We start from the raw sequence: 25,445 nt of genomic DNA, 5'->3' as shown, positions 1-25,445 counted from the left end.
GAAAAAGATCCGCTTCAAGGTGATACAAGGAGGAATTTTATTATGAGAAAAAAATTAGCAGTTCTTTTTCTTGGAGCAGCACTGACTGTATCCATGCTCGGCGCATGTGGCGGAAAGGATGCAGCGTCATCTTCTGCATCTGCAGTATCTGCGTCTTCTGCGGCAGACGCATCTTCCGCTTCTGTACAGGATGCATCTAAGGCAGAGAGCAGTACATCCACATCAGATGTTTCAGCAGAAAGCGCATCGGCAGCGGAGACTGCAGGCGAAAGCAGCGCATCAGAGCTGGAAGACGGTACGTATACGGCAGACTTCAATACAGACAGCAATATGTTCCATGTCAATGAAGCAAAAGAAGGAAAAGGTGTCCTGACGGTAAAAGACGGAAAAATGACCATCCACGTCAGCCTGGTATCCCAAAACATTGTCAATGTCTTTGTGGGAACAAAAGAAGAAGCACAGGCAGACGGCGCAGAGCTGATCGAGCCGACCACAGATGAGGTAACGTATTCTGACGGAACCACAGATGAAGTGTACGGCTTTGATATCCCGGTAGAAAAACTGGACGAGGATTTCAATGTTGCGATCATTGGTAAAAAAGGAACCTGGTATGATCATGTAGTCAGCGTATCCAATCCGGTACCACAGGAGTAATCCGGGAAAAAACAAAAAAGATATCCACAGAAGGTGAACCATTTTGCACCGTCTGTCCACAGAAATTGTGGACAGAGAGGGGAAAAACGGTTCCCTTTGTGGATATCTTTTCTTATTTCTCCGGAAACAGTTTGCGGAACAGAAAACGGATGAAGGGTCCGCAGTACATGAGCTGCCAGAAGAAGGCAACCGGGAAATTTAAGAACGTGGTCTGGAGCCAGACAGCAACGAATTCCTTTCCGGCATTTTTAAACAGCAGCGTTGCAATAAAACTCATAATCGGACACATAATAGCAATAATCATAATGGAAATTGCCAGCGTGATTACGATCGGACGATCCTGCGGTGTTACCATGCAAAAAGCTAATTTGTGAGCCAGATGATCCACGAGGAAAAACTCGAGGATAAAAGCGGCCGGCCACATGATTATCATCTCGTGAAACGCCATCAGAAAGACCTGATTTGTCATTCCGCCGATGTTCATGGAAATGTTGTAGCAGATCATGGCATAGACCATCAGAAAGGACATCATGAGGGTAAATACAACGTTTTGAAATTTTGTTTTTGGCATCGATTGTTCTCCTTTTCTTTGCAATTTTGAAAAATGGGCGCAAAAAAGACACATGTGTTGTTCGTTAACCAAGCAATGCACTTGTGCCGTTTCCAATCTGATACCAATCTTTTCTGCAGTTTTTAATTTTGAACCGTCGATTATTATAACGTCTCCGGCGGCGTTTGGCAAGAGAAAATTGAGAAATTTTAAAAAAAGACAGATAAATAAGAAAATTCGATGCGTGCTGGAAGCACGGTTTGGCGAATGGTGCGGGGAACGGCATCGGCGGGAAAAAGAATGGATTGCGAAACGGGAGCGGGATTGCTACAATAGAACATAGTGAAAACAAAGAGAAAACGCAAAAGGAAATCAATATTATGTCAGAGATCAGAAAAATCGAAAACTTTGCGGCGCCGGAGCTCGACGTGTATGCGCGTCTTTCAGAACCGCAGTTATTGCACTATTATGAACCGCAGCCAGGCCTTTTTCTTGCGGAGAGTCCGCGTGTCATCGAGCGTGCGCTGGATGCCGGATATGAACCGGTTTCGTTCCTTGCCGGAAGCGCAGAGCTTGCCGCAAACGAAGCACTCTTTGCGCACTGCCCGGACGCGCCGGTCTATACAGCAGAGACGAAGGTGCTGGAACAGCTCACAGGCTTTGCCCTCACGCGCGGCATGCTCTGCGCGATGCACCGCCGCACGCTTCCGGCTATGGAGGAAATCTGCCGGAATGCCCGCCGCGTGGCGATTCTGGAAAATGTCGTGAACCCGACGAATGTCGGTGCGATTTTCCGTTCCGCCGCCGCGCTTGGCATCGATGCCGTGCTCCTCACATCAGGCTGCAGCAACCCGCTGTACCGCCGCGCCATCCGCGTGAGCATGGGAAATGTATTCCAGGTTCCGTGGACCGTGCTGCCAGGCGGCAGTTACTGGCCGGAGCAGGGAATTGCTGCACTGCAGGAACTTGGATTTTATACCGTTGCGATGGCATTAAAAGAAGACTCCGTTCCGATGGATGATCCGTCGTTAAAAACGCATGAAAAGCTCGCCATTCTGCTCGGAACCGAGGGTGACGGACTGGCAAGTGATACGATCGCTGAAACAGATGCAACCGTGCTGATTCCGATGACACACGGTGTGGATTCACTGAACGTCGCTGCGGCGAGCGCTGTCGCATTCTGGGAGCTGGCGGGAAGAAGATAAAGATGTTCCGTCGGTACCGGAGATTACGGAATAAAAATAGGATCAGAGATAGATTTTCGGGATGCATATTTTGATGCATCCCTTTTTGAATTTACGGATTTTGAAATTCCTTCCGATACATCTGCGGCGTACATCCCACTTTGTTTCGGAACTGCCGGTTGAAGTTGGAAAGGTTGCGGAAACCATTGTCGTACGCGATTTCGGACACACTCCGCGTCGTACTACGCAGCGCCTCGCAGGCGGCTTTGATCCGAAGCTGTGTCAGATATTCAACGGCCCCGAGTCCGAAGGTCTGCTTAAAACAGCTCATAAAATAGCTTTTGCTCAAATGCGACAGCCTGGCAAGTTCCTCTATGGTAATCGGGTCGGCGAAGTGCTCCTGGATATAGGCGAGCACAGGCCGCAGGTTTTCAGCAGCCGCAGGCATGGCGGGATGATCGGTGCAGAGTTCCGGCGATGCGGCGAGCAGATAGAAGAAGCGGAGCAGCTCACTTTTCAGCAGAAGATCGGAGACAGCAGAGTTTTCACGGATGCAGCGGAAAATCTGATGGACGGATGCAGAAAGTGCAGCATAACCGGAATGTTCGGGTGAAATCGGTGCCTGGATGCGGCGCCGGGCAGAGAAAAACGGCTGCAGAATTTCCGTGTAGCTGCGGTCGTCATACCCGCCGATCAGCATATTCTGGTGGAAAACAATCGTATCATAAAACATCGACTCCTGCTCGGCGGGCAGAATGGCATGTACGAGGTTCGGCTGAATCAGAAAAATATCACCGGCATGCGCCGTAAGCAGACGGTCCTCATACTGAAAATACCCCGTTCCGCGTTTGATATAATTCAGCTCCATCTCCCCGTGCCAGTGCAGCGGTACGCCGGGAAAATAGTCGGGCATCCGGCAGTCATAATAACTGTAGGGAACCTGCATGGAGCCGTGATGGCGTTTTTCTTTCGCAGCAGAAAGCATCATAAAATCCTCCTCCAAAAAGCATGTCCGTAAAATGCCGGAAATGGCAGAGCGCGGCATGCATAAAATCATAGAATAGTATTAGAATGAAATAGGAAATTACTGGTATTTTAGCGGATACAGTAGTAATATATCATATAGAAACACTTGCTGCAACGACGAAAATACAGTAGAAATAAGAGCGAAAGAGGAAAAGAAAAAATGTCAAAATGGTTAGATAACGCAGTATTTTATGAGATTTACCCGCAGTCCTTCAACGACACCAACGCCGACGGAATCGGAGATTTCCAGGGTATCATTGAAAAATTAGATTACATCAAGGAGCTGGGCTGCAACGCCATCTGGATCAACCCGTGCTTCCTGTCCCCATTCGGTGATGCAGGATACGATGTCGCAGATTACTGCCGCGTTGCACCGCGCTACGGAACGAATGAGGATCTGAAGAGAGTTTTCGAAGAGGCACACAAACGTGACATGCACGTTCTGCTCGACCTGGTTCCGGGCCATACATCTGTTGAGCATCCATGGTTCAAAGAATCCATGAAAGCAGACCGCAATGAATTTACAGACCGCTACGTATGGACCAATAACGTATGGGAAGCACCGGAAGGAATGGGAAGCCTGCGCGGCATTTCCGAGCGTGACGGCGCCTGCGCCATCAACTTCTTCTCCAACCAGCCGGCCCTGAACTACGGCTTTTATCAGCCGGATCCGGAAAAACCGTGGCAGCAGTCCTTTGATGATGAGGGACCGCAGGCAACGCTGGCAGCGATGGAAGATGTCATGAGATTCTGGCTGAACATGGGCTGCGACGGCTTCCGTGTCGATATGGCGGGCTCCCTGGTAAAGAACGATCAGGAAGGCAAAGGAACTATCCGCCTGTGGCAGCAGGTACGAAAATTTCTCGACGCCGAGTTCCCGGATGCAGCCATGGTATCCGAGTGGGGCGAGCCGGACAAATCCTTACAGGGCGGCTTCCACATGGACTTCCTGCTTCACTTTGGACCGTCCCATTACAACGATCTGTTCCGCTGCGATGAGCCATTCTTCTCCAAACGCGGAAAAGGAGATATCTCTGAGTTTGTAGAGACCTACAAAACCAACTACAATAAGACCGCACAGAAAGGCCTGATCTGCATCCCGTCCGGAAACCATGATATGGACCGTCTGGCACGCCGTCTGCAGGGGGATGAGCTGAAAATTGCTTTCGCTTTCCTTCTTTCCATGCCAGGTGCGCCGTTCATCTACTACGGTGATGAAATCGGTATGCGCTACGTCGAAGGCCTGAAATCCGTTGAGGGCGGATACAACCGCACCGGTTCCCGTTCTCCGATGCAGTGGGATGACAGCACCAACGCAGGATTTTCCAGCGCACCGGCCAGCGACCTCTACATCACCATGGATCCGGGCAAAGACCGTCCGACCGCAAAAGCACAGATGGCCGATCCGGATTCCCTGTACCACGAAGTTAAAAAACTCATCCGGATCCGCCAGAGCAGCAAAGCACTCTTAAGCCGCGGAACCATCGAGTTCGTTTATGCAGAGAAAAACCAGTATCCGCTGGCATACGTCCGTGAGGCTGAGGGTGAAAAAGTCCTCGTCATCATCAACCCATCCGACAAAGAGCAGTCCTTCCCATACAGTGCAGAGCTGAAGGATGCCCTCTACACGATCGGAGGAAAAGCAGAATCCAAAGACGGAACCATCACCATCCCGGCACAGTCCGCAGGATTCTATCATATCTGATCGAAAATAAAAATGACAGGGAGATCCAATCGAATTTTTTCGGAGGATCTCCCTGTTTTTAAATATGATACACTCTCAGCTCATGCAATGCTCTGGTCGCTGCAATATACTGCGCCTGCATCATCATCTCCCGTTTCTCGTCCTTCGGGAAAATCGAGAACACCTGATCAAACTCCAGCCCTTTCGCCAGATAAAATGTGGTAACCGTCAGTCCTTTCTTAAAACTGGAGCTGTCACGGTTCAGCCAAGAAAGCCGCTTCCCGCAGTCAAAATCTTTTTCTGCCAGAATCTCCCGCAAAATCAAATAAGCTCGTTCCGCCGTCTTCTCATCCGGGACAATCACCGCCGCCGTCTCATACGTTTTCTCATCTGGAAACAGCGTATCCACTGCCTCCCGCAGAGCCGCCTCAAGATCCGTGACATCCCGTTCCAACACCGGCATTCCGTGCCGTTCAAACAGCTCCAGATCCGTCACGCCAATGAGATTTGCCGCATACGACGCAATTTCCACCGTATTCCGGTAACTCTTCCGCATCTCAATCCGCCGCAGATCCTTCCCGAAAATCCCCGGTAAAAACTGCAGTACATCCTGCTGCTGATCCGCCATCGTCTGCGCCCGGTCCCCGAGAATCGTCATCTTACAGGAAAACATCCGCCGGATAATCAGATACTGCAGCCGTGAATAATCCTGCATCTCATCAATCACCAGATGCTTAATATTCGACCGCTCCGCCTGCCGCGACAGCCGGTATTTCAGATACAGAACCGGATACACATCCTCATACCGCAGCTTCCGCTTCTCCAACGGCCGCCGCGGCAGCGTCTGATAACCTTCCTTCTTCAGAAAACGATTGTAGAGAACATAAAAATCCATCGTCTCATACATCTTCCGGAACTTCTCAATCAGCGGAATCCGCTCCTCCTCCGGCAGATCCCGGTTCAGCAGCGTCTCGATCTCGTCAATAAACGTCTCCGCCACCGCATCCATCCGCGAGAGCAGCGGAATATCCGCAAACTTGTCATAAAACAGCGTAATAATCTCCGATTCCGACTTCACAAACGACTTATACGAAACGTCTGAGAAATTCATCAGCTCGTCCTCAAGTTCCAGCGCAAATCCCTCCATCTGGTCCACAAACGATTGCGACTGTTTTAAAGCAAACCGTTCTGCGGCTTTTGGATCCCGCATCTCCCGCTCAATCTGATCACAGCGATCCTCACAGTCCGCCGCCGTGTCCTGTAATTTGCGGTAAGCAAAGAGATCAAAACTCATCTCCTGAATATTCTCCTCACCGAGCTCCGGCAGAATATGTGAAATATAATCCGAAAATACCCCGTTCGGCGATAAAATCAGAATATTCGAAGACTTCAGATTCTGTCTGTCATGATACAAAAGGTAGGCAATCCGATGCAGCGCCACCGATGTTTTGCCGCTTCCCGCCGCTCCCTGAATTACCAGAATCCGGTCCTTCGTATTGCGGATGATCGCATTCTGTTCCTTCTGAATTGTGCGGATAATATTCTTCAGCTGTACCTCGCCGTTGCTGCCAAGCTCCGCCTTTAAAATATCATCATCAATTTTCACATCACTCTCAAATCCGTAAATCATCTTTCCATCCCGGATCTTATACTGCCACTTGGAACAGATTTCCCCTGTCATCTCGCCGCCCGGAGCCAGATAGGAAGCCGGCCCGCGGTCAAAATCGTAGAAAAGACCGCTGACCGGGCTTCTCCAGTCGTAAATCAGCGGCAGCTCGCCCGGCCGCTCCGCAAAATTGCCGATGCCGATATAGAAAATTTCCGGCTCATCATCCCCGTCATAGCAGAAATCCACACGCCCGAAGAACGGAGAATCCAGCATTTTCCGGAAGCGGCTCCGCAGAAGAAGCTGCTCCTGATTCGCATTCACCTGATGCAGCAGCGCCTGCTGATTGTCGTAATCCTCATATCCGTACTGGTCCATCTCGGTATAGTTCTGCCAGTAATAATCGTGCATATTTTCAATTTCTTTCTGTCCGTCCAGCAGAGACTGACTGATCTCGGCAAGACGCGCCTGCAGCTTTTCCAGCACAAAAGAAAGATATTCCTGTCCGTTTTTCTGGTCTGTCATAAAAGGAAACCTCCTCTTAAAAATATAATGTCGAGTGCCGGAAAACCCGGCTGATTTTATCAGTATAGCAGACAGGCACGTTTCCTGCAATTCAAACATAAAATAAAGAAAAATCCCCTTTGAGGTGCCGCTTTTCTTGGAACCTTTTTTAAAACCACTGTCTGCACAGGAAGAAAAAAGCTGTCTGGATGCGTATCAGAGGGGCGATACAAAAGCCAGAGACATTCTGGTCGAGCGGAATCTGCGCCTGGTCGCGCACGTTGTGAAAAAGTATCAGGGCCTGCCCGATGATCTCGACGATCTGATTTCCATTGGAACGATCGGCCTCATCAAGGCGGTGATGACATATGATTCGAAAAAAGGAAACCGGCTGGCCGCATACGCCGCCCGCTGTATTGATAATGAGCTGCTGATGTATCTTCGGAGCAAAAAGAAAACGGCACGGGAGATTTCCCTCTACGAGCCGATCGGAACCGACAAGGAGGGAAATGAGATCCATCTGCTCGACATCGTGGAGGGCGGCGGGGAGGATATCGCGGAACAGTACAACCGGAAAGAGGACGCGGTGCGGCTGTACTGTTATCTGGATTCGGAATTAAAAGAGCAGGAAAAACAGGTGCTTCTTCTCCGGTATGGCCTTGGCGGAAAAGCAGAATACACACAGAAACAGGTCGCTGCCCGGCTCGGCATCAGCCGTTCGTACGTGTCGCGGATCGAGAAGAATGCAATTGAAAAGTTGCGGTTACGGTTTGACGCTTCGTAAATGCTTGACATTTCAAACGGACTGCTTCTATAATAAAGGGTAAGGAAATCAGGTGCAGAAAAGGTTTCCTTATCCTTACTTTTTCGAACAAAAATCAAAGATAATATCTTCCCGGTGTTCTTGCCGGACATTTTCCCAAAATGAAAAATAAATAGGAACTATACGACCTGCTACTGAAAGAAAAGGAGGTTTTCTTTGTATTGCAGTGTATTATCAGCCACCGTCTCGGGCATGGAGATGATTCCGGTGCAGGTGGAGGCGGATGTCAGTGACGGCATGCCGCAGTTTACGATGGTCGGCTACGTGAGTGCCCAGGTAAAGGAGGCGCAGGACCGCGTGCGGACAGCCCTCAAAAACATGGGAATTTCCCTGCCGCCGAAACGAATTACGATTAATTTATCCCCGGCGGACGTCCGAAAAGAAGGATCGCGTTTCGATCTTCCGATTGCAGCGGGCGTTCTGATGACGCTCGGCCGGATTCCGCCCAGGTCACTCCGGAAAACGATGGTGCTCGGTGAACTCGGCCTTGACGGCCATGTGCAGGAGATCAGCGGTGTATTTCCGGCAGCGGCGAAGGCGCGGGAGCTTGGATGCACAACGCTTCTTGTTCCAGCCGGAAATGCCGCGGAAGGGGGTCTGGTCGGCGGGCTTCACGTCGTTGGAATCCAGAATTTACAGGAGCTTTTGAACTACTGCTGTGAAGGGAAAATGCCGTCGCTTCCGTCTATAGAAAATCAAAAGAAGGAGGACGGAAAAGAGCCGGACTTTTCCGAAGTGCAGGGCCAGACGGCGGCGCGGCGGGCGGCGCTCATCGCTGCGGCCGGATTTCACAATCTGCTGATGCTGGGGCCGCCGGGCAGCGGAAAATCCATGATCGCAAGGCGGATTCCGACGATCATGCCTCCGATGTCTGAGGAGGAGCAGATGGAAGTAACGCGGATCTACAGCATCGCCGGAATGCTTGCCAAAGGAGAGGGTGTCCGCCGGGAGCGGCCCTTCCGTGCTCCGCATCACACGATGACGCCGCAGGCTCTTGCAGGCGGCGGAAAACAGCCGTCCCCGGGCGAAATTACGCTGGCACACCGCGGTGTTCTCTTCCTTGATGAACTCCCGGAGATGACGCGCACAACCATTGAGATCCTGCGCCAGCCGCTCGAGGAGCACCGGATTGTGATTTCCCGTGTCAGCGGAAACTATGTGTTCCCGGCGTCATTTCTGATGGTGGCGGCAATGAACCCCTGCCCCTGCGGCTTTTACCCCGACTTATCGCGCTGTACCTGCGCACCCGGCGACATCAGCCGGTATCTCTCGAGAGTCAGCCAGCCGTTCCTCGACCGCATGGATCTCTGCGTGCAGGTGGAAGCACTTTCCTACGAGGATCTGCACGGCGAGGAGCGGTGCGAATCCTCGGCCAGGATGCGGGAAAAAGCGACGGCAGCGGCGGAAATTCAGGCGGCGCGCTACCGGCAGGAGTCGATTCATTTCAATAGCGAACTGAAAGCGGGCCAGATCGAGAAATACTGTATCCTGGAAAAGGCAGCGGAAGAGCTTTTAGAGGATGCCTTCCGCCGCCTGCGCCTCAGCGCGCGTTCCTACCACGGGATTATCCGCACCGCGCGGACAATTGCGGATCTGGACGGGGCGGTCAAAATCGGCGTGCCGCATATCAGTGAGGCGATCTGCTTTCGGAGCGCCGACAAAAGTATATGGAGGATCTGACGTATGGCGATGGAAATCTTTACAGTCGGCCGCGGGCAGGAGGGCTATCCGGAGCGGCTTATGCCGTTCGCGGACATGCCGTCCCGCCTTTTCGTGCGGGGCGCGCTGCCGGCGGATGAGCAGAAAACAGCGGCGATTGTGGGCGCGCGGATATGTACGGCGTACGGAAAGAGCCAGGCGGCCTTTTTCGCGCAGGTGCTGGCGGCAAACGGCGTGGCGGTGATCAGCGGACTGGCGTGCGGAATCGACGCGGCGGCGCACGAGGGGGCACTGCGCGGAAAGGGAAAGACGTTTGCCGTGCTTGGCTGCGGCGTGGATATCTGCTATCCGAAACAGAATTACCCGCTGATGCGGCGGATGCTGGAAAACGGAGGCGGTGTCTTAAGCGAATTTCCGCCGGGCGCAGAGCCGCTTCCGTGGCATTTCCCGATCCGCAACCGCGTGATCAGTGCGCTGGCAGATGTCGTTCTGGTAATTGAGGCAAAAGAGAAGAGCGGCTCGCTCATTACGGCGGACTACGCGCTGGAGCAGGGAAAAACGGTATTTGCCCTGCCCGGACGGACAACGGATGCGACAAGCCGCGGCTGCAACCGCCTGATCGCGCAGGGAGCGGAAATTGCGATTTCACCCGAAACGATTCTCGAGGAGCTGGGCGTGAAAAAGGCCGGGACAAAAAGAGCCGCACCGCGTCCGCGCTATGGAAAAGAGGCGGAAATGGTTCTGAAAACACTCGCGGCAGAACCGCAGAATCTTGCACAGCTTGCCGGCAGCACCGGAATCCCGCTGCAGGAGCTGACCGGCATTCTACTGGCACTCGAAATTGACGGCGTTATTGCGGAAAATCCGCCGGGCGTGTACATGGCGTTATCGTAAAAGGGACGAGGAAAAGAAAGGTTTTGTGATATTCCGCCCGGTGCACAATTATAATAGAAGAAAAAGAAAAAAGGGGGCTCTTCTGCGCCGCGTGCATGTCTGAAAAAGGAAAAAGAAAAGAAAAAAATCAGGAAAAATCGTTAAAAAATTGAAAAAATCCTGTTATTTTGTCGGGAAACATCGAAAAATGGTACATTTTAAAAATGGAAAACACTTGCAAGAAAAAACTTTTTGGTGTATAGTCAGTGGAAGCTACGACTAATTTAGGAATTATTCTGGAATTTGTAATGATGCAGAACTATGCGATATGAAAAACGCAATATAGATCTGGACAGTTATAAAAATATGTATTCAGGAGGCATCAGAGGTGGCAAAATATCTTGTAATAGTGGAATCACCGGCAAAAGTCAAGACGGTGAAAAAGTATCTCGGGGCAAATTACGAAGTTGCAGCATCTATGGGCCATGTGCGCGATCTGCCGAAAAGCCGGCTTGGAATTGATGTAGAACATGACTTTGAACCAAAATATATCACCATCCGCGGAAAAGGAGAGCTTCTGGCATCTCTTCGAAAAGCCGCAAAAAAAGCAGATAAAGTTTATCTCGCAACTGACCCTGACCGCGAGGGAGAGGCAATTTCCTGGCATCTGTCGATTGCGCTGAATCTCGATGAGAACAAGATGCGCCGCATCACCTTCAACGAGATCACAAAATCAGCAGTCAAAGCGTCGATCAAACAGGCACGCGACATCGATATGAACCTGGTGGACGAGCAGCAGGCGCGCCGCTGCCTCGACCGTATGGTAGGTTATGAAATCAGTCCATTGTTATGGAAGAAAATCAAACGCGGACTTTCCGCCGGCCGTGTGCAGTCCGTTGCACTGCGCATCATCGGCGACCGCGAGGATGAGATCAATGCGTTCATTCCGAAAGAATACTGGACACTGGAAGCAGATCTGAAAATTCCGGGCGAGAAGAAACCGCTCGTCGCAAAATTCCACGGCAAAGGCAGTGAAAAGATGGCGGTCGAGACGAAAGAGCAGCTCGATGAAATCTTAAAGGGACTGGAAAATGAGACCTTTACCGTATCCGAAGTGAAAAAAGGAGAGCGTTCCAAGAAAGCGCCGCTTCCGTTCACCACGAGTACCCTGCAGCAGGAAGCATCGAAGGTGCTGAACTTCTCCACGCAGAAGACGATGCGTCTGGCGCAGCAGCTCTACGAGGGCGTGGAAGTAAAAGGAAAGGGAACGATCGCTCTGATTTCCTATCTGCGTACCGATTCTACACGAATCAGCGAGGAGGCCGATGCGGCAGCACGTTCCTTTATCCAGGAGCAGTACGGCACAAAATATACCGCAAGCGGGGACACGACGGAGAATAAAAACAGCAAGGCACAGGATGCGCACGAGGCCATCCGTCCGACCGATGTGACGAATACACCGGTAATGGTAAAAGAATCCCTGCCAAGAGATCTGTTCCGCCTGTATCAGCTGATCTGGAAACGCTTTGTGGCAAGCCGCATGCAGCCAGCCGTCTATGAGACAATTTCCGCACGGATCAATGCAGGAGAGTATCTCTTTACAGCAGCTTCCTCCCGTCTGGCATTTGATGGTTTCATGTCCGTTTACACCGATCCGGATGAGGAAAAGAAAGAGAAAAACGCCGCTGTCCGGAGCCTGGAGGCAGGAACGAAGCTGGCACTGGAAAAGATGGATCCGCAGCAGCACTTCACACAGCCGCCGGCACACTACACCGAGGCATCCCTTGTCAAAACACTTGAGGAACTCGGCATCGGCCGTCCAAGTACGTATGCGCCGACCATCACAACGATCATCAACCGCCGTTACGTGGCAAAGGAGAACAAGAACCTTTACATGACAGAGCTCGGCGAGGTGGTCAACAACATGATGAAAGAGGCATTCCCGAGCATCGTGGATGTCAACTTTACGGCAACGATGGAAGCTTTGCTCGACAGGGTTGGAGATGGAAGTGTTCCGTGGAAGACAGTAGTCGAGAACTTCTGGCCGGATCTCTATGAGGCGGTCACAGAGGCAGAAAAGAACCTCGAAGAAGTTAAGGTAGAGGATGAGGTGACAGATGTCATCTGCGAGAACTGCGGCCGCAACATGGTGGTCAAATACGGCCCGCACGGAAAATTCCTCGCCTGCCCGGGATTCCCGGACTGCAAGAACACGAAGCCGTATCTGGAAAAGATCGGTGTTCCGTGTCCGAAGTGCGGAAAAGAAGTGATCCTGCGCAAGACGAAAAAAGGACGGAAATATTATGGATGCGAAAACAATCCGGAATGCGATTTCATGTCCTGGCAGAAACCGTCTGCCAAGAAATGCCCGCAGTGCGGCGGCTATATGCTGGAAAAAGGCAATAAGCTGGTCTGCGCGGACGAGCAGTGCGGCTATGTAGAAGCACGCGAAAAGAAAGACGAAGACTGAGAATGACAAAGCGGTCTGCACTGGTGAAAAACTGGTGCAGGCCGTTTTTTTGCTTATCGCGGCGGAAAAACAGGAAGATCCGAAAAAATTTAGCATGAATTTTTATAAAATTTATAGTTTTCTGAAAAATATATTGATTTCCGGAAAACTACATGATAGAATGAGCTTAGTTTTAAGGGTTGTCTGAAAAAGGCATCAGTGTGCATTTTTTTCGGCGGATACGCCAAAAAAATGCAGAAAATAAAGAAAGGAGAAGAACATGAGCGTACAACTGCTGGATAAAACCAGAAAAATCAACAAACTGCTTCATAACAATCACTCCACGAAGGTCGTGTTCAACGATATCTGTGAAGTCCTGATGGAAACGTTAAGTTCCAATATCCTGGTGATCAGTAAAAAAGGAAAAGTGCTGGGCATCAGCCTTTGCCCGGGCGTGGAAGAAATTACGGAGCTGATCGAGGATAAGGTGGGCGGTTATGTCGATGCCGCATTAAACGAGCGTCTCCTCGGCGTACTCTCCACAAAAGAGAACGTCAATTTACAGACCCTCGGCTTTGAGCGGCCTGGTGTAGAGCGCTACACCGCAATTATCTGCCCGATCGAGATCGCCGGAGAACGCCTTGGTACCGTATTTATGTACCGTTGCACCCCGCAGTACGATATCGACGATATCATCGTCAGTGAGTACGGCACAACCGTTGTCGGACTGGAAATGATGCGTTCCGTCAACGAGGAAAATGTGGAGGAAAACCGCAAGGTTCAGGTGGTTAAATCCGCATTCAACACGCTGTCCTTCTCCGAACTGGAAGCCATCATCCATATCTTTGATGAACTGAACGGGGATGAGGGCATTCTGGTTGCAAGCAAAATTGCAGACCGCGTCGGCATCACAAGATCCGTCATCGTAAATGCCCTCCGCAAATTCGAGAGCGCAGGCGTCATCGAGTCCCGTTCCAGCGGTATGAAGGGAACGTATATTAAGGTATTAAATGATTATATCTTTGATGAACTCGACGAGATCAAAGCAAGAAAGAACCTGAAAGGAAAGGGCGATGCCCATCCGGACGAGACGAAAAAATAAAAAAGTGGAATGTAGAAAAGAATCGGAGCCGTTTAAGAATGGCGCCGTTTCTTTTTGTGCAAAAAGCATTCGGGGAGCGGAAAAAAATGGTATCATTCCCGTTTTTAGGAATAAACTATAATTAGATTCTAAAGAGAGTATAAAATATGAAAAAATTGCCAAAATAAGAAAAAACGAGGAAATAAGAGAAATTAAGAGTTATTACGAGAGAAAAAAAGAGAATTACAAAATTCATGCATTTGCGAAATGAGGTGGAAAACACTATAGTAAGAACCATCAAGTAGCACTCGAATGAACTGAGTGCTAATAAATAAAACTGAATGAAATCTTGAAGGAGGAAACATAAATGAAGTTAGTACCTTTAGGTGACAGAGTTGTATTAAAAGAGTTAAAAGCAGAGGAAACCACAAAATCCGGTATCGTACTTCCGGGACAGGCACAGGAGAAACCGCAGCAGGCTGAGGTTATCGCAGTAGGACCTGGAAAAGTAGAAGACGGCAAAGAAGTAAAAATGGAAGTTGCAGTCGGAGATCAGGTAATCTATTCCAAATATGCAGGAACCAACGTCAAACTGGAAGACGAAGAGTACATCATCGTAAAACAGGATGACATTCTGGCAGTTGTAAAATAAAGAATAATCAAGTAAAAATCAGGAGGCATGACAATCATGGCAAAAGAGATTAAATATGGAGCAGAGGCAAGAAACGCTCTTCAGAATGGTGTAAACCAGCTTGCAGATACCGTACGTGTAACCCTTGGACCGAAAGGAAGAAACGTTGTTCTGGACAAACAGTACGGCGCTCCGCTCATCACAAACGATGGTGTTACGATTGCAAAAGAGATCGAGCTGGCAGACGGCTTTGAAAACATGGGCGCACAGCTCATCAAAGAAGTTGCTGCAAAGACCAACGACGTAGCAGGTGATGGTACCACAACCGCAACCGTTCTGGCACAGGCTATGGTAAACGAAGGAATGAAAAACCTGGCAGCAGGTGCGAACCCGATCGTTCTTCGTAAGGGAATGAAGAAAGCAACCGATAAAGCTGTTCAGATCCTTGCAGAGATGAGCCAGCCGGTAGCAGGCAAAGAGCAGATTGCAAAAGTTGCAGCTGTTTCTTCCGGAAGCGAAGAAGTAGGCCAGATGGTAGCTGACGCTATGGAAAAAGTTTCCAAAGACGGCGTTATCACCATCGAGGAGTCCAAGACCATGCAGAACGAGCTGGAGCTGGTAGAAGGTATGCAGTTCGACCGTGGATATATCTCTGCTTACATGTGTACCGATATGGAGAAAATGGAAGCCGTTCTCGACAATCCATATATCCTGATTACCGATAAGAAACTGTCCAACATTCAGGAAGTTCTTCCGCTGCTGGAGCAGATCGTACAGAGCGGCGCAAGACTGCTGATCATCGCTGAGGACGTAGAGGGCGAGGCTCTCCAGACACTCGTGATCAACAAACTGCGCGGAACCTTCAACGTAGTAGCTGTCAAAGCACCGGGATACGGCGACAGAAGAAAAGCAATGCTCGAGGATATCGCAATCCTGACCGGCGGCCAGGTGATCTCCGAGGAAGTTGGTCTGGAATTAAAAGACGCTACTCTGGAAATGCTCGGACGTGCAAAATCTGTTAAAGTTCAGAAAGAGAACACCGTTATCGTTGACGGTGCCGGCGCAAAAGATGCCATCGCAGCAAGAATCGGCCAGATCAGATCCCAGATCGAGGAGACCACTTCTGAGTTCGATAAAGAGAAACTGCAGGAGAGACTGGCAAAAATGGCAGGCGGCGTAGCTGTTATCCGTGTAGGTGCAGCAACCGAGACCGAGATGAAAGAAGAAAAACTCCGTATGGAGGATGCTTTAAATGCAACGAGAGCAGCCGTAGAAGAGGGTATCATCGCAGGCGGCGGTTCTGCATACATCCATGTAACAACACAGCTTACAGAGCTGATTGACAGCCTGGACGGCGACGAGAAGATCGGTGCAAGAATCGTACAGAAAGCACTCGAGGCTCCTCTGTTCCACATCGTAACAAACGCAGGTCTGGAAGGCGCTGTTGTGATCAACAAAGTAAAAGAGTCCAAAGTAGGTGTTGGATTTGATGCATACAACGAAGAGTATGTAGACATGATCCAGGCTGGTATCCTTGATCCGGTTAAGGTTACCAGAAGCGCACTGCAGAACGCTACCAGCGTTTCCGCAACCCTGCTGACCACAGAATCCGTTGTTTCAACCATCAAAGAGCCGGCTCCGGCTATGCCGGCAGGCGCAGACGGTGGAATGGGAATGATGTAATTTCCGGGATAAAAATGTCTGGTAAAACAAAATAAGAAAACCGGCTGGCAAAGACCGTAGCGGAACATGGGTTCCGAAGTCCTGTCTTTGCCGGCCGGTTTTTTAGTGGAAAGTTTTTCTTCCATTTCGCATGGCTCTGAATCGTTACAAAAAATTTCAGAAAGTTTTCATGCTTTCGCCGGGCGGCGTATATGGACGCTTCCGGCGTTTTATGCTATACTGATTTGTAGGATGTTGGGGGAAATACAACAAAGGAGAAGAAACACACATGGCAAGTCGTTATGAATCCGACATGACAAGGAAGGAGAAGATGCAGCTCGAAAAAGAGAAGCTGTCGAAAATGAATTTTAAAGAGAAACTGGCCTATATCTGGGAATACTACAAGGCTGTCATTTTCGGCATCATCGCTGTTATCTTCATCATCGGCACGATTGTGAATATCCATGAAAATGCGAAGTATTATGACCTCGTGAGCATTGCCGTAGTGGATTACGCAGGACTGCAGGATGTAAGTCCGATCGAGGAGGACCTAAAAGAAGCGCTCGGAACCGGAGACAAGTACGAAAAGGTAAGCATCGATACGAGCTACAGCTTCGGTGAAAACCTGGAAAACGCGGATTACAACACGCTGATGAAATTCACAGCCGTGATTGCCGCACAGAGCATGGATGTTCTGATCTGTTCACAGGCCGTGTACGACAACTACAGCAAAGACGATTATTTTCTGGATCTGTCCACACTGTTTGACGAAGCGACGTGTGAGAAGTACGGGATAAAGGCGGGAGATACCTGCCTCGATATTTCCAAGCTGAAGAAATACCAGGATATGGGCCTTACGTACTATGAGCCGTGTTACCTGACCGTTGTGGTCAACTCCAAGAACACGGACAATGCAGCAAAACTGATCGAATATCTTGAGGAGGATGGAGTAAATGAGTGATCTGTACACAGAAGTGCTGGTGAAAAAACAGCAGACAGGAAAAGACAAGGCGATCAAAGGAGTTCTGATCTTCTTTACCGTTCTTTTTGCAGCCGCAGGAATTATGATGAATCCGCTGATTCTGCTTCTTGCGCTGGTACTTGGAATCGTAGACTATATTTTTATCCCGAAGCTTTCGGTAGAGTTTGAGTATCTGTACGTCAACGGCGAGCTCGACATCGACCGTATCTATTCGCAGTCAAGAAGAAAAAGAGCCGCAAGCTATGAGCTTTCCAACATGGAAATCCTGGCTCCGTACCAGTCCCATCAGCTCGATTCCTACAAAAACAATCAGAGCATCAAACGTTACAACTATTCCTCCGGAATCGAAGGACAGGGCCACAAACCGTATGCATTTGTGATCTCCAAGGACAACACAATGCAGATGGTGATCTTCGAACCGGATGAAGTGATGTTAAAAGATATCCGCAACCGCGCACCAAGAAAAGTATTTATGGATTGACAGCTTTTTTGTTTTGTGTTAAATTAGGTGATAAATCAAAAAGACTTAAGAAGAAAGGAAGATAAGAAAATGGGTACAATTATTGGTGATGGTATTACCTTCGATGATGTGCTTCTGGTTCCGCAGTATTCTGAAGTAACCCCAAACATGGTAGATCTGACTACGCATCTGACCAAGAAGATCAAGCTGAACATCCCGATGATGAGCGCCGGCATGGATACGGTTACAGAACACCGTATGGCAATTGCCATGGCACGTCAGGGAGGAATCGGTATTATTCACAAGAATATGTCGATTGAGCAGCAGGCAGAAGAAGTAGACAAAGTAAAACGTTCTGAGAACGGTGTTATCACCGATCCGTTCTATCTGTCTCCGGAGCACACCCTGGAAGATGCCAATAATCTGATGGCAAAATTCCGTATTTCCGGTGTCCCGATTACCGAGAACGGAAAACTGGTTGGTATTATTACAAACCGTGATTTGAAGTTTGAAACTGATTTCACCAAGAAAATCAAAGAGTCCATGACCAGCGAAAACCTGATCACTGCAAAAGTAGGCGTTACGCTGGACGAGGCAAAAGCAATCCTTGCAAAATCCAGAAAAGAAAAACTTCCGATTGTCGATGACGATTTCAACCTCAAAGGTCTGATCACCATCAAAGATATCGAGAAAACCATCAAGTACCCATTGTCCGCCAAGGATGAGCAGGGACGTCTGCTCTGCGGTGCCGCAGTCGGCATCACGGCAAACGTGCTCGATCGTGTCGATGCGCTGGTAAAAGCACATGTAGACGTGATCGTCATCGACTCCGCTCACGGACATTCCGCAAATATCTTCAAAACACTTCGTCTCATCAAAGAGCATTATCCGGATCTGCAGGTAATCGCCGGAAACGTGGCAACCGCAGAGGCAACAAGAGACCTGATCACAGCCGGAGCAGACGCTGTTAAAGTCGGTATCGGACCTGGTTCTATCTGTACGACCCGTGTCGTTGCAGGTATCGGTGTACCGCAGATCACAGCCGTTATGGACTGCTATGAGGAAGCAAAGAAGACCGGAACTCCGATCATCGCCGACGGCGGTATCAAGTACTCCGGAGACATGACAAAGGCTATCGCAGCCGGTGCCAATGTCTGCATGATGGGAAGCATCTTCGCAGGATGCGATGAGAGCCCGGGAGATTTCGAACTGTTCCAGGGAAGAAAATACAAAGTATACCGTGGAATGGGATCCATCGCAGCCATGGAGAACGGAAGCAAAGACCGTTACTTCCAGACCGGCGCCAAGAAACTGGTTCCGGAAGGTGTGGAAGGCCGTGTAGCATACAAAGGCCTCGTAGAGGACACTGTATTCCAGCTGATCGGCGGACTTCGTTCCGGTATGGGCTACTGCGGAGCGAAAGATGTTGAGACCTTAAAGGAGACCGGAAAATTTGTGAAGATTTCCGCAGCATCCTTAAAAGAGTCCCATCCGCATGATATCCACATCACCAAAGAGGCTCCGAACTACAGCGTGGACGATAAATAAGAATAAAAAGTCGCAAAAGGCAGAAGGGGGAAAGGGCAGAAACTTTTCAGCTTCTGCCTTTTCAAATGAGGGAGCGCTTATTTGCAGCGGGGAGAGAACATATGGCACAGAAGAGACGGGGAAAAACGACAAGAAAACAGAGGCAGCGCCAGCTTCACCGCAGAATGTTTCTGACGGGAGTTCTGGTGGTGCTGATCTGCGTCGGCATTTACAGCGGCATCCGCCGTGTGGCAAAAACGGCAAGTGATATCACGGCCGTTGACTATTCCGGTTCTGATTATGAGGACAACGATATCACCGACTGGACCGGCGCTCCGCCGATTGATGTGGAGCTTCTGACGCCGAACAGCTGGTCCAGACCGCAGACGAGGCTGAAAAAGGTGGACGGTATCGTTATTCACTACACCGCAAACCCGGGAAGCACGGCGATGCAGAACCGTGATTACTTTGAAAACCTGCCTGAGACGCAGGAGGCGCAGGCCAGCAGCCATTTCGTCGTCGGCATCGAGGGAGAAGTCGTTCAGTGTATCCCGACGAGTGAATGGTCGTATGCATCGAACCAGCGTAATTTCGATACGATCTCGATTGAATGCTGCCACCCGGATGACAGCGGTGAATTTACCGATGAGACATACAATTCTGTGGTCCAGCTCGCCGGTTTCTTATGCAAGCGGTTCAATCTGACTTCGGACGATGTGATCCGTCACTATGATGTAACCGAAAAGCTCTGCCCTCTGTACTACGTGGAGCATGAGGATGCCTGGATTCAGATGAAGGCAGATATTCAGGCGTATGCGGATTCACTTTCCTAAGAGCTGTTTTTAAGAAAAATGAAAAAATCCCCGTTGGGAAAATCAGTTTCAGGAGAAATGATTTTTCCAACGGGGATTTTTCTGTTATCCAATATTTTTAGTAATAGTAACGCCGTCTGCGCCGCTTTCTTTTTTTCGTATTTCCGCCGAGTGCAATCCAGCAGAACAGCCGTACAAACGTGATGCCGAAGAGAACGCCGATGCTGTCGATGCCGACGTCCTTTACCGACGGGCCGCGGTTGGCGACCATCGTCTGGTGGAACTCATCGCTCGCGGCAAAGGCGACACAGAGGATGCCGGCAAGAAATGTGAGCGCGAAGCCGCGCAGGCCGTAGACGTAGAGCGGAAGCGAAACACAGATTGCAAGCAGACAGTACTCTGTCATATGAGCCAGCTTCCGCACCGGGTACTGATACTCGTCAGCCAGTTCCTGGATCTTCTCATCATCCCATCCGCGGTCCATGACGTGGTCGATCGTGATGAAAATGCTGCGCGCCACTTTTTCACTGAGCTGTGAGGATTCCGTTCCGTTCTGGGAAGAGAAGGAGAAAATCAGCGACATCATCAGAATCGCCGGGATGAAGGAAAACGGTTTTAACAGTGCAATTACAATTCGATTCATAAAATACCTCCGGTAAAACAAAGCAGGTCAGATCGGAAACTTTTTATGCGGTATGCTCGCGGATTCTGGCAATCGCAGAAAAGATCAGGAATGCCAGCAGGTTCACGATTACGACCGTCGCTCCGGCAGGGGAGGACAGGAAAAACGAGAGGGACATGCCAAGAAGGAAGCACACCACCGAGAGAACCGCGGAGCAGATCACCACGCTCTGGAAGGTATGGCAGAGACGCATCGAGGTCAGTGCCGGGAAAATCAGCAGGCTTGAGATCAGAAGCGCGCCCATCATGCGCATGCCGAGGACGGTGGTGATGGCGGTTAAGAATGCCAGCAGCATGTTGTAAAATTCTGCGCGGACACCGGTTGCTTTGGCAAATGTCTCGTCGAAAGTGACGGCAAAAATACGGTTGTAATACAGGACGAACAGGATCAGCACGACGATGGAGAGCACCACGGAGAGAACAACGTCCTCATCACTCATCGCAAGGATGCTTCCGAACATGTAGTTGTTGACATCGGTGTTCATGCCGCTCGACCACGAAACCGTGATGACACCGATCGCAAGCGCAGAGCTTGAAATCAGGCCGATGGCGGCGTCGCCTTTGATCTTGCTGGATTCGTTCATGCGGAGCAGCAGAAAGGCGGCAAGCACGACGACAGGGATTGTGAAGGCAAGCGGAGCAAAACCGAGTGCCGTTGCAATTGCAAGAGAGCCGAATCCGACATGGGAGAGGCCGTCGCCGATCATAGAGTAGCGCTTTAACACGAGGCTGACGCCAAGCAGTGCGGCACACAAAGAGACGAGAATGCCGACCACAAGGGCACGCTGCATAAACGGATAAGAAAGCATTTTCAGCAGATTCGAAATCATAAGTCAGCACCTCCTAAAAACTGTTTTCCCGCCTCGGTTTTCAGATACTCGTCCATCGGACCGAAGAAGACCTGCTTCTGGTCGAGCTGGAGAATGTGCGTTGCGTCCGGCAGAATATTGCGGATATCGTGGGAAACCATGATGATCGTAACGTTCTGCTCGCGGTTGATGCGGCGGATGAGCTGGTACATTTCGTTTGTCATGACCGGGTCAAGGCCAGTGACCGGCTCGTCGAGGAGCAGCAGTTTCTTTGTGGCGCAAAGCGCACGAGCGAGAAGCACACGCTGCTGCTGGCCGCCGGAGAGATCACGGTAGCATCGTTTCTTTAATGGAAGGAGGTCGAGAAGCTCCATATTGCGGAGCGCGTCCTCTTTGTCTGCCTTTGTGTAAAACGGCGGGAAATGCGGGTGGTTCTGCCGGCCGGACAGCACGACTTCCCAGACGCTCGCCGGGAAATCCTTTTGTGCGGCGGTCTGCTGCGGCAGATAGCCGATCTCGCTTGGATGAAGCCCGTCGCCGGTTGTGATCGAGCCGGTGGACGGATTTTTTAAGTGAAGCAGTCCCTTGACCAGAGTACTTTTTCCGGAACCGTTCTCGCCCACAATACAGAGGTAGGAGCCGGCTTCCAGGGTAAAGTTGACATCGGTCAGGACCGGGATGCCCTCGTAGGAGAAGGTGACATCACTGCAGGTAAGTAGAGCCATTAGTTCAGAGCCTCCTTTAGTGCGGCGACATTCTGTTCCATCAGGGAAAGATACGTGGCGCCGTTTTCGAAATCATCTTTGGATACGTTGTGACAGGAGTGAAGCAGCAGCTTTTTCGCGCCGGTCGCCTCACAGATGCAGTCCGTCATTTTTTCGTTGGACAGCTCGGTGTGGAAGACGACAGGAATCTGCTCTTCGTTGATCTTGTCAATTAAAAAAGAAAGTGTTTTGGCACTCGCCTCGGATTCCGAGGAGCAGCCGGGGAATGCCGCGTAATAGTCGAGGCCGTAGGCGTCTGCGAAATAGCGGAACGGAAAACGGTCGCCGAAAACGATGGTGTGGCGGCTGGCATTCGCTGTGACATCGGAAAATTCCTCATCGAGGGAGGTAAGCGAAGCGAGGTATGAAGCAGTGTTTGCCTGATAATCGTCCGCGTTTTCCGGGTCGAGGCGGCAGAGCGCATCGCAGAGCTTCTGGACAATCCGCATTGCATTTTTCGGTGAAGTCCAGACGTGCTCGTCCTGTTCGCCGTGGGATTCGTCTTCGTGATCGTGGGAATCCTCGTCGTGGTCCGTATCCTCGTCCTCATGATCGTGTGCGTGGCCGTGGGTCTCCATTCCCTCGACCGTTTCCTCGGCAACGGTGTCGACGCAGTCCATCAGCGTGACGACTTCTTTGTTCGAGGTATCGACGGAATCGAGAATCGTTTCCACCCAGGCATCGGAATCGCCGCCGACGTAGACGAAGAGATCGCATTCGGAAACTGTGATCATATCGCCCGGTGTCGGCTCAAATGAGTGGCTTTCTGCGCCCGGGGAAAGCAGCATGTGGAGATCGAGGTGATCGCCGCCGATGGCACGCAGAAAATCGTACTGCGGAAAAATGGTCGCCACGGCGGAGAGCTTTTCGTTCTCTGTGGAATCCGCCGTCTCCTTTGCGGAACCTGCGCAGCCCGTCAGAAGAAGGAGCGCAGGAAGGAGGAGAAGGCGTAAATGTTTTCTGGAAAAAAACGTCATGATACTCCTTTCTGAAAGAAAATACGGAAGCATTGTGAAAAAGCTCCGTATCAGACCGTTCAGTAACAAATGCCGCAGGAGTGGGAAGCGGCAGACGGAGAGTGTACCCCTCCGAAAAAAGATCAGTTACCATCATATAGCAGGGGTGATTCATTTGTCAAGGAAAGACACAAAAAGCTGCGTCCGCCAGAAGCGGGGAAGCAGCTTTTTGCAGATATTTGATACGTTTTGTGAAACCGGATTACGATACCCTGCGGAACTGTGCCTGGTAGAGCTGGTAGTACGCGCCCTGTTTTGCCATCAGTTCGTCGTGGGTTCCCTGCTCGAAAATCTTTCCGTGGTCGATCACGAAAATCCGGTCTGCATTTTTAATAGTAGAAAGACGGTGCGCAATGATGAACGAGGTACGGCCCTTCAACAGGCTTTCGATTCCCTGCTGCACCTGAATTTCTGTCTGTGTGTCGATGCTGGACGTCGCCTCGTCGAGAATCAGAATCCGCGGATCAGACACCATCGTTCTGGCAAAGGCGAGAAGCTGGCGCTGGCCGTTGGAAAGACGGGCACCGCGCTCGCTGATCTCGGTGTCATAGCCGTCCGGCAGCTCTATGATAAAGTCATGGGCATGCACGGCCTTTGCGGCGGCAATGATTTCTTCCTCCGTGGCATCGAGCTTTCCATACGCAATGTTGTCGCGGATCGTGCCGGAAAAGAGAAAGTTGTCCTGTGTCATCACGCCCATTTGGGCACGCAGGCTGTTGATGGAGACATCCGTCAGGCTGTGGCCGTCGACGCGGACCGTTCCCGAAGTAATATTGTAGAAACGGCTGATCAGATTGACAATGGTCGTCTTTCCAGCGCCGGTCGGGCCGACGAGTGCGATCGTCTCACCGGGAGCCGCTGTAAAGCTGACATCTTTTAAAACCAGCGTGTCCGGATCATCGGAGTAGGCAAAGCTGACGTGGTCGAACGTTACTTCTCCTTTGATCGGCGGCAGTTCTGTGACGCCAGGCTTGTCGGCAACCTCCGCCGGTGTGTCGAGGATCTCAAAGATTCGCTCCGCAGCGGAAAGGTTCGTGATCAGCTTGTTGTAAAAACCGGCCAGGTTCTGGATCGGATCCCAGAACATCGTCAGATACATCGCAAACGCCGTGAACGTACCGATCGGAACGGCATCCACGCCGAGCACGGAAATACCGATAAAATACAGAAGAAACGTTCCGATGCCCCAGGTCACCTCGATCACAGCGGAAAAACCATCCGCCAGGCGGACCGCATGGATGAAGGAGTTCTGATGCTCAAGAAGAAGCCGGTCAAACTCGCCCTGCGATTCCTGCTCTGCGGTAAAGCTCTTGATGATGCGGATACCGGAGAAGTCCTCGTGGATATACGCCGTAACATTGGAAGATTTTTTCCGGAACGTCTGCCATCTCTTGTGTGCGACGATCTGAATAAAATACATGCCGATAGCGATCAGCGGTAGCACGAGAATCGCACTTAAGGAGAGCCAGATGTTTTTGATCATCATGATCACCAGAATGGCGATGATCGTGAGAATGTTCGGAATCAGCTTTGTGACACCGTCGTTCAGCACATCCTTTAACGAGTTGACATCGCCGATGATGCGCGCCAGAATCTTTCCGGCCGGGCGGGTATCGAAAAAGCTGAAGCTTAAGGTCTGGATATGCGTGTAGAGCTCGTCACGGATTTCCAGAAGAATGTTGTTGGTAATGCGCGCCATCAGAAGCATCCGCAGGCGGACACCGGCCGCGTAAACCAGGTTGATCACAACCATGAATACGCAGAGGGCAACAAGCCCGCGCCAGTCTTTCTGCGCAATATTGACGTCGATGGCGTACTCCAGGAGCAGCGGGTTCACAGTGGAAATCGCGATGGTAACGGCGAGAACCACGAGAACGACGGCAACCTGGCGTTTATAATTTTTTAAGTAGGAGAAGAGGCGGCGGATGGTCGCGCTCTTTAAGACCTCTTTCTGCTCTTCATCTACTTTACTGGAATTGATAGCCATAATCGTATTGTTCCTCTCTTA

At 50.6% G+C, this 25,445-nt stretch carries 22 protein-coding genes; 14 read left to right on the top strand and 8 right to left on the bottom strand.

The window, feature by feature from the left end; translation table 11 throughout:
- Positions 1–42 precede the first annotated feature (42 nt).
- Positions 43–654, top strand: a complete 612-nt coding sequence (locus I2G42_RS03005) for a hypothetical protein (protein ID WP_118697439.1) — start codon at positions 43–45, stop codon at positions 652–654.
- Positions 655–766: 112 nt separating this feature from the next.
- Here the strand turns inward: I2G42_RS03005 and I2G42_RS03000 are convergent, their stop codons facing one another.
- On the bottom strand, positions 767–1,225 hold the full coding sequence (locus I2G42_RS03000; RefSeq protein ID WP_022462175.1) for a DUF2798 domain-containing protein: 459 nt from the start codon (positions 1,223–1,225) through the stop codon (positions 767–769).
- A gap of 359 nt (positions 1,226–1,584) precedes the next feature.
- Here I2G42_RS03000 and I2G42_RS02995 point away from each other — a divergent pair, with 359 nt between their 5' ends.
- Complete coding sequence (locus I2G42_RS02995) at positions 1,585–2,409, top strand: TrmH family RNA methyltransferase (protein WP_022462176.1); 825 nt, start codon at positions 1,585–1,587, stop codon at positions 2,407–2,409.
- A gap of 91 nt (positions 2,410–2,500) precedes the next feature.
- Here the strand turns inward: I2G42_RS02995 and I2G42_RS02990 are convergent, their stop codons facing one another.
- A complete protein-coding gene (locus I2G42_RS02990) occupies positions 2,501–3,376 on the bottom strand; it encodes an AraC family transcriptional regulator (RefSeq protein WP_195530718.1) in 876 nt (291 codons plus the stop codon).
- A 198-nt stretch (positions 3,377–3,574) separates the two neighbouring features.
- Here I2G42_RS02990 and I2G42_RS02985 point away from each other — a divergent pair, with 198 nt between their 5' ends.
- On the top strand, positions 3,575–5,119 hold the full coding sequence (locus tag I2G42_RS02985) for an alpha-amylase family glycosyl hydrolase (protein ID WP_195530717.1): 1,545 nt from the start codon (positions 3,575–3,577) through the stop codon (positions 5,117–5,119).
- A gap of 58 nt (positions 5,120–5,177) precedes the next feature.
- Here the strand turns inward: I2G42_RS02985 and I2G42_RS02980 are convergent, their stop codons facing one another.
- A complete protein-coding gene (locus tag I2G42_RS02980; protein ID WP_195530716.1) occupies positions 5,178–7,229 on the bottom strand; it encodes a HelD family protein in 2,052 nt (683 codons plus the stop codon).
- 136 nt (positions 7,230–7,365) lie between these two features.
- Here I2G42_RS02980 and sigK point away from each other — a divergent pair, with 136 nt between their 5' ends.
- From sigK to I2G42_RS02925, 11 genes are all read left to right on the top strand, one after another.
- Positions 7,366–7,992, top strand: coding sequence for an RNA polymerase sporulation sigma factor SigK (gene sigK / locus I2G42_RS02975; protein WP_173812861.1), 627 nt, complete (start codon positions 7,366–7,368; stop codon positions 7,990–7,992).
- Positions 7,993–8,187: 195 nt separating this feature from the next.
- The gene (locus I2G42_RS02970) at positions 8,188–9,711 is read left to right on the top strand and encodes a YifB family Mg chelatase-like AAA ATPase (protein ID WP_195530715.1); all 1,524 of its coding nucleotides are present in this window, start codon (positions 8,188–8,190) and stop codon (positions 9,709–9,711) included.
- A 3-nt stretch (positions 9,712–9,714) separates the two neighbouring features.
- Complete coding sequence (dprA, locus tag I2G42_RS02965; protein ID WP_022462182.1) at positions 9,715–10,584, top strand: DNA-processing protein DprA; 870 nt, start codon at positions 9,715–9,717, stop codon at positions 10,582–10,584.
- A 367-nt stretch (positions 10,585–10,951) separates the two neighbouring features.
- Positions 10,952–13,033, top strand: a complete 2,082-nt coding sequence (gene topA / locus I2G42_RS02960; RefSeq protein ID WP_022462183.1) for a type I DNA topoisomerase — start codon at positions 10,952–10,954, stop codon at positions 13,031–13,033.
- A gap of 259 nt (positions 13,034–13,292) precedes the next feature.
- On the top strand, positions 13,293–14,114 hold the full coding sequence (codY, locus tag I2G42_RS02955) for a GTP-sensing pleiotropic transcriptional regulator CodY (RefSeq protein WP_173815905.1): 822 nt from the start codon (positions 13,293–13,295) through the stop codon (positions 14,112–14,114).
- A gap of 346 nt (positions 14,115–14,460) precedes the next feature.
- Positions 14,461–14,745: a co-chaperone GroES gene (groES, locus tag I2G42_RS02950; protein WP_022462185.1), complete on the top strand. Its 285-nt coding sequence runs from the start codon at positions 14,461–14,463 to the stop codon at positions 14,743–14,745.
- Positions 14,746–14,781: 36 nt separating this feature from the next.
- Positions 14,782–16,407, top strand: coding sequence for a chaperonin GroEL (gene groL, locus I2G42_RS02945; RefSeq protein WP_118600781.1), 1,626 nt, complete (start codon positions 14,782–14,784; stop codon positions 16,405–16,407).
- Positions 16,408–16,675: 268 nt separating this feature from the next.
- Positions 16,676–17,347: a hypothetical protein gene (locus I2G42_RS02940; RefSeq protein ID WP_022462187.1), complete on the top strand. Its 672-nt coding sequence runs from the start codon at positions 16,676–16,678 to the stop codon at positions 17,345–17,347.
- Positions 17,340–17,849, top strand: coding sequence for a DUF6106 family protein (locus tag I2G42_RS02935; protein WP_022462188.1), 510 nt, complete (start codon positions 17,340–17,342; stop codon positions 17,847–17,849). The genes I2G42_RS02940 and I2G42_RS02935 overlap by 8 nt, the downstream gene beginning before the upstream one ends.
- A gap of 69 nt (positions 17,850–17,918) precedes the next feature.
- A complete protein-coding gene (guaB, locus tag I2G42_RS02930; RefSeq protein ID WP_195530714.1) occupies positions 17,919–19,376 on the top strand; it encodes an IMP dehydrogenase in 1,458 nt (485 codons plus the stop codon).
- Between the two features lie 101 nt (positions 19,377–19,477).
- Entirely contained in the window at positions 19,478–20,188 is a 711-nt protein-coding gene (locus I2G42_RS02925; protein ID WP_117761020.1) for a peptidoglycan recognition protein family protein, read from the top strand.
- A gap of 97 nt (positions 20,189–20,285) precedes the next feature.
- On the opposite strand, the gene I2G42_RS02920 is transcribed toward I2G42_RS02925, so the two are convergent.
- From I2G42_RS02920 to I2G42_RS02900, 5 genes are all read right to left on the bottom strand, one after another.
- The gene (locus tag I2G42_RS02920) at positions 20,286–20,810 is read right to left on the bottom strand and encodes a VanZ family protein (protein ID WP_173812865.1); all 525 of its coding nucleotides are present in this window, start codon (positions 20,808–20,810) and stop codon (positions 20,286–20,288) included.
- A 43-nt stretch (positions 20,811–20,853) separates the two neighbouring features.
- Positions 20,854–21,678, bottom strand: coding sequence for a metal ABC transporter permease (locus I2G42_RS02915; RefSeq protein ID WP_117761022.1), 825 nt, complete (start codon positions 21,676–21,678; stop codon positions 20,854–20,856).
- Positions 21,675–22,382: a metal ABC transporter ATP-binding protein gene (locus I2G42_RS02910; RefSeq protein WP_173859190.1), complete on the bottom strand. Its 708-nt coding sequence runs from the start codon at positions 22,380–22,382 to the stop codon at positions 21,675–21,677. Before I2G42_RS02910 ends, I2G42_RS02915 begins: the two co-directional genes overlap by 4 nt.
- Complete coding sequence (locus I2G42_RS02905) at positions 22,382–23,398, bottom strand: metal ABC transporter substrate-binding protein (RefSeq protein WP_195530713.1); 1,017 nt, start codon at positions 23,396–23,398, stop codon at positions 22,382–22,384. The genes I2G42_RS02910 and I2G42_RS02905 overlap by 1 nt, the downstream gene beginning before the upstream one ends.
- Positions 23,399–23,639: 241 nt before the next feature.
- Positions 23,640–25,424, bottom strand: coding sequence for an ABC transporter ATP-binding protein (locus I2G42_RS02900; RefSeq protein WP_117761029.1), 1,785 nt, complete (start codon positions 25,422–25,424; stop codon positions 23,640–23,642).
- Positions 25,425–25,445: the final 21 nt, after the last annotated feature.

This window comes from Fusicatenibacter saccharivorans (assembly GCF_015557635.1).
In the GTDB taxonomy this organism is placed as follows: Bacteria; Bacillota; Clostridia; order Lachnospirales; family Lachnospiraceae; genus Fusicatenibacter; species Fusicatenibacter saccharivorans.
This window is presented reverse-complemented; position numbering and strand designations above follow the sequence as displayed.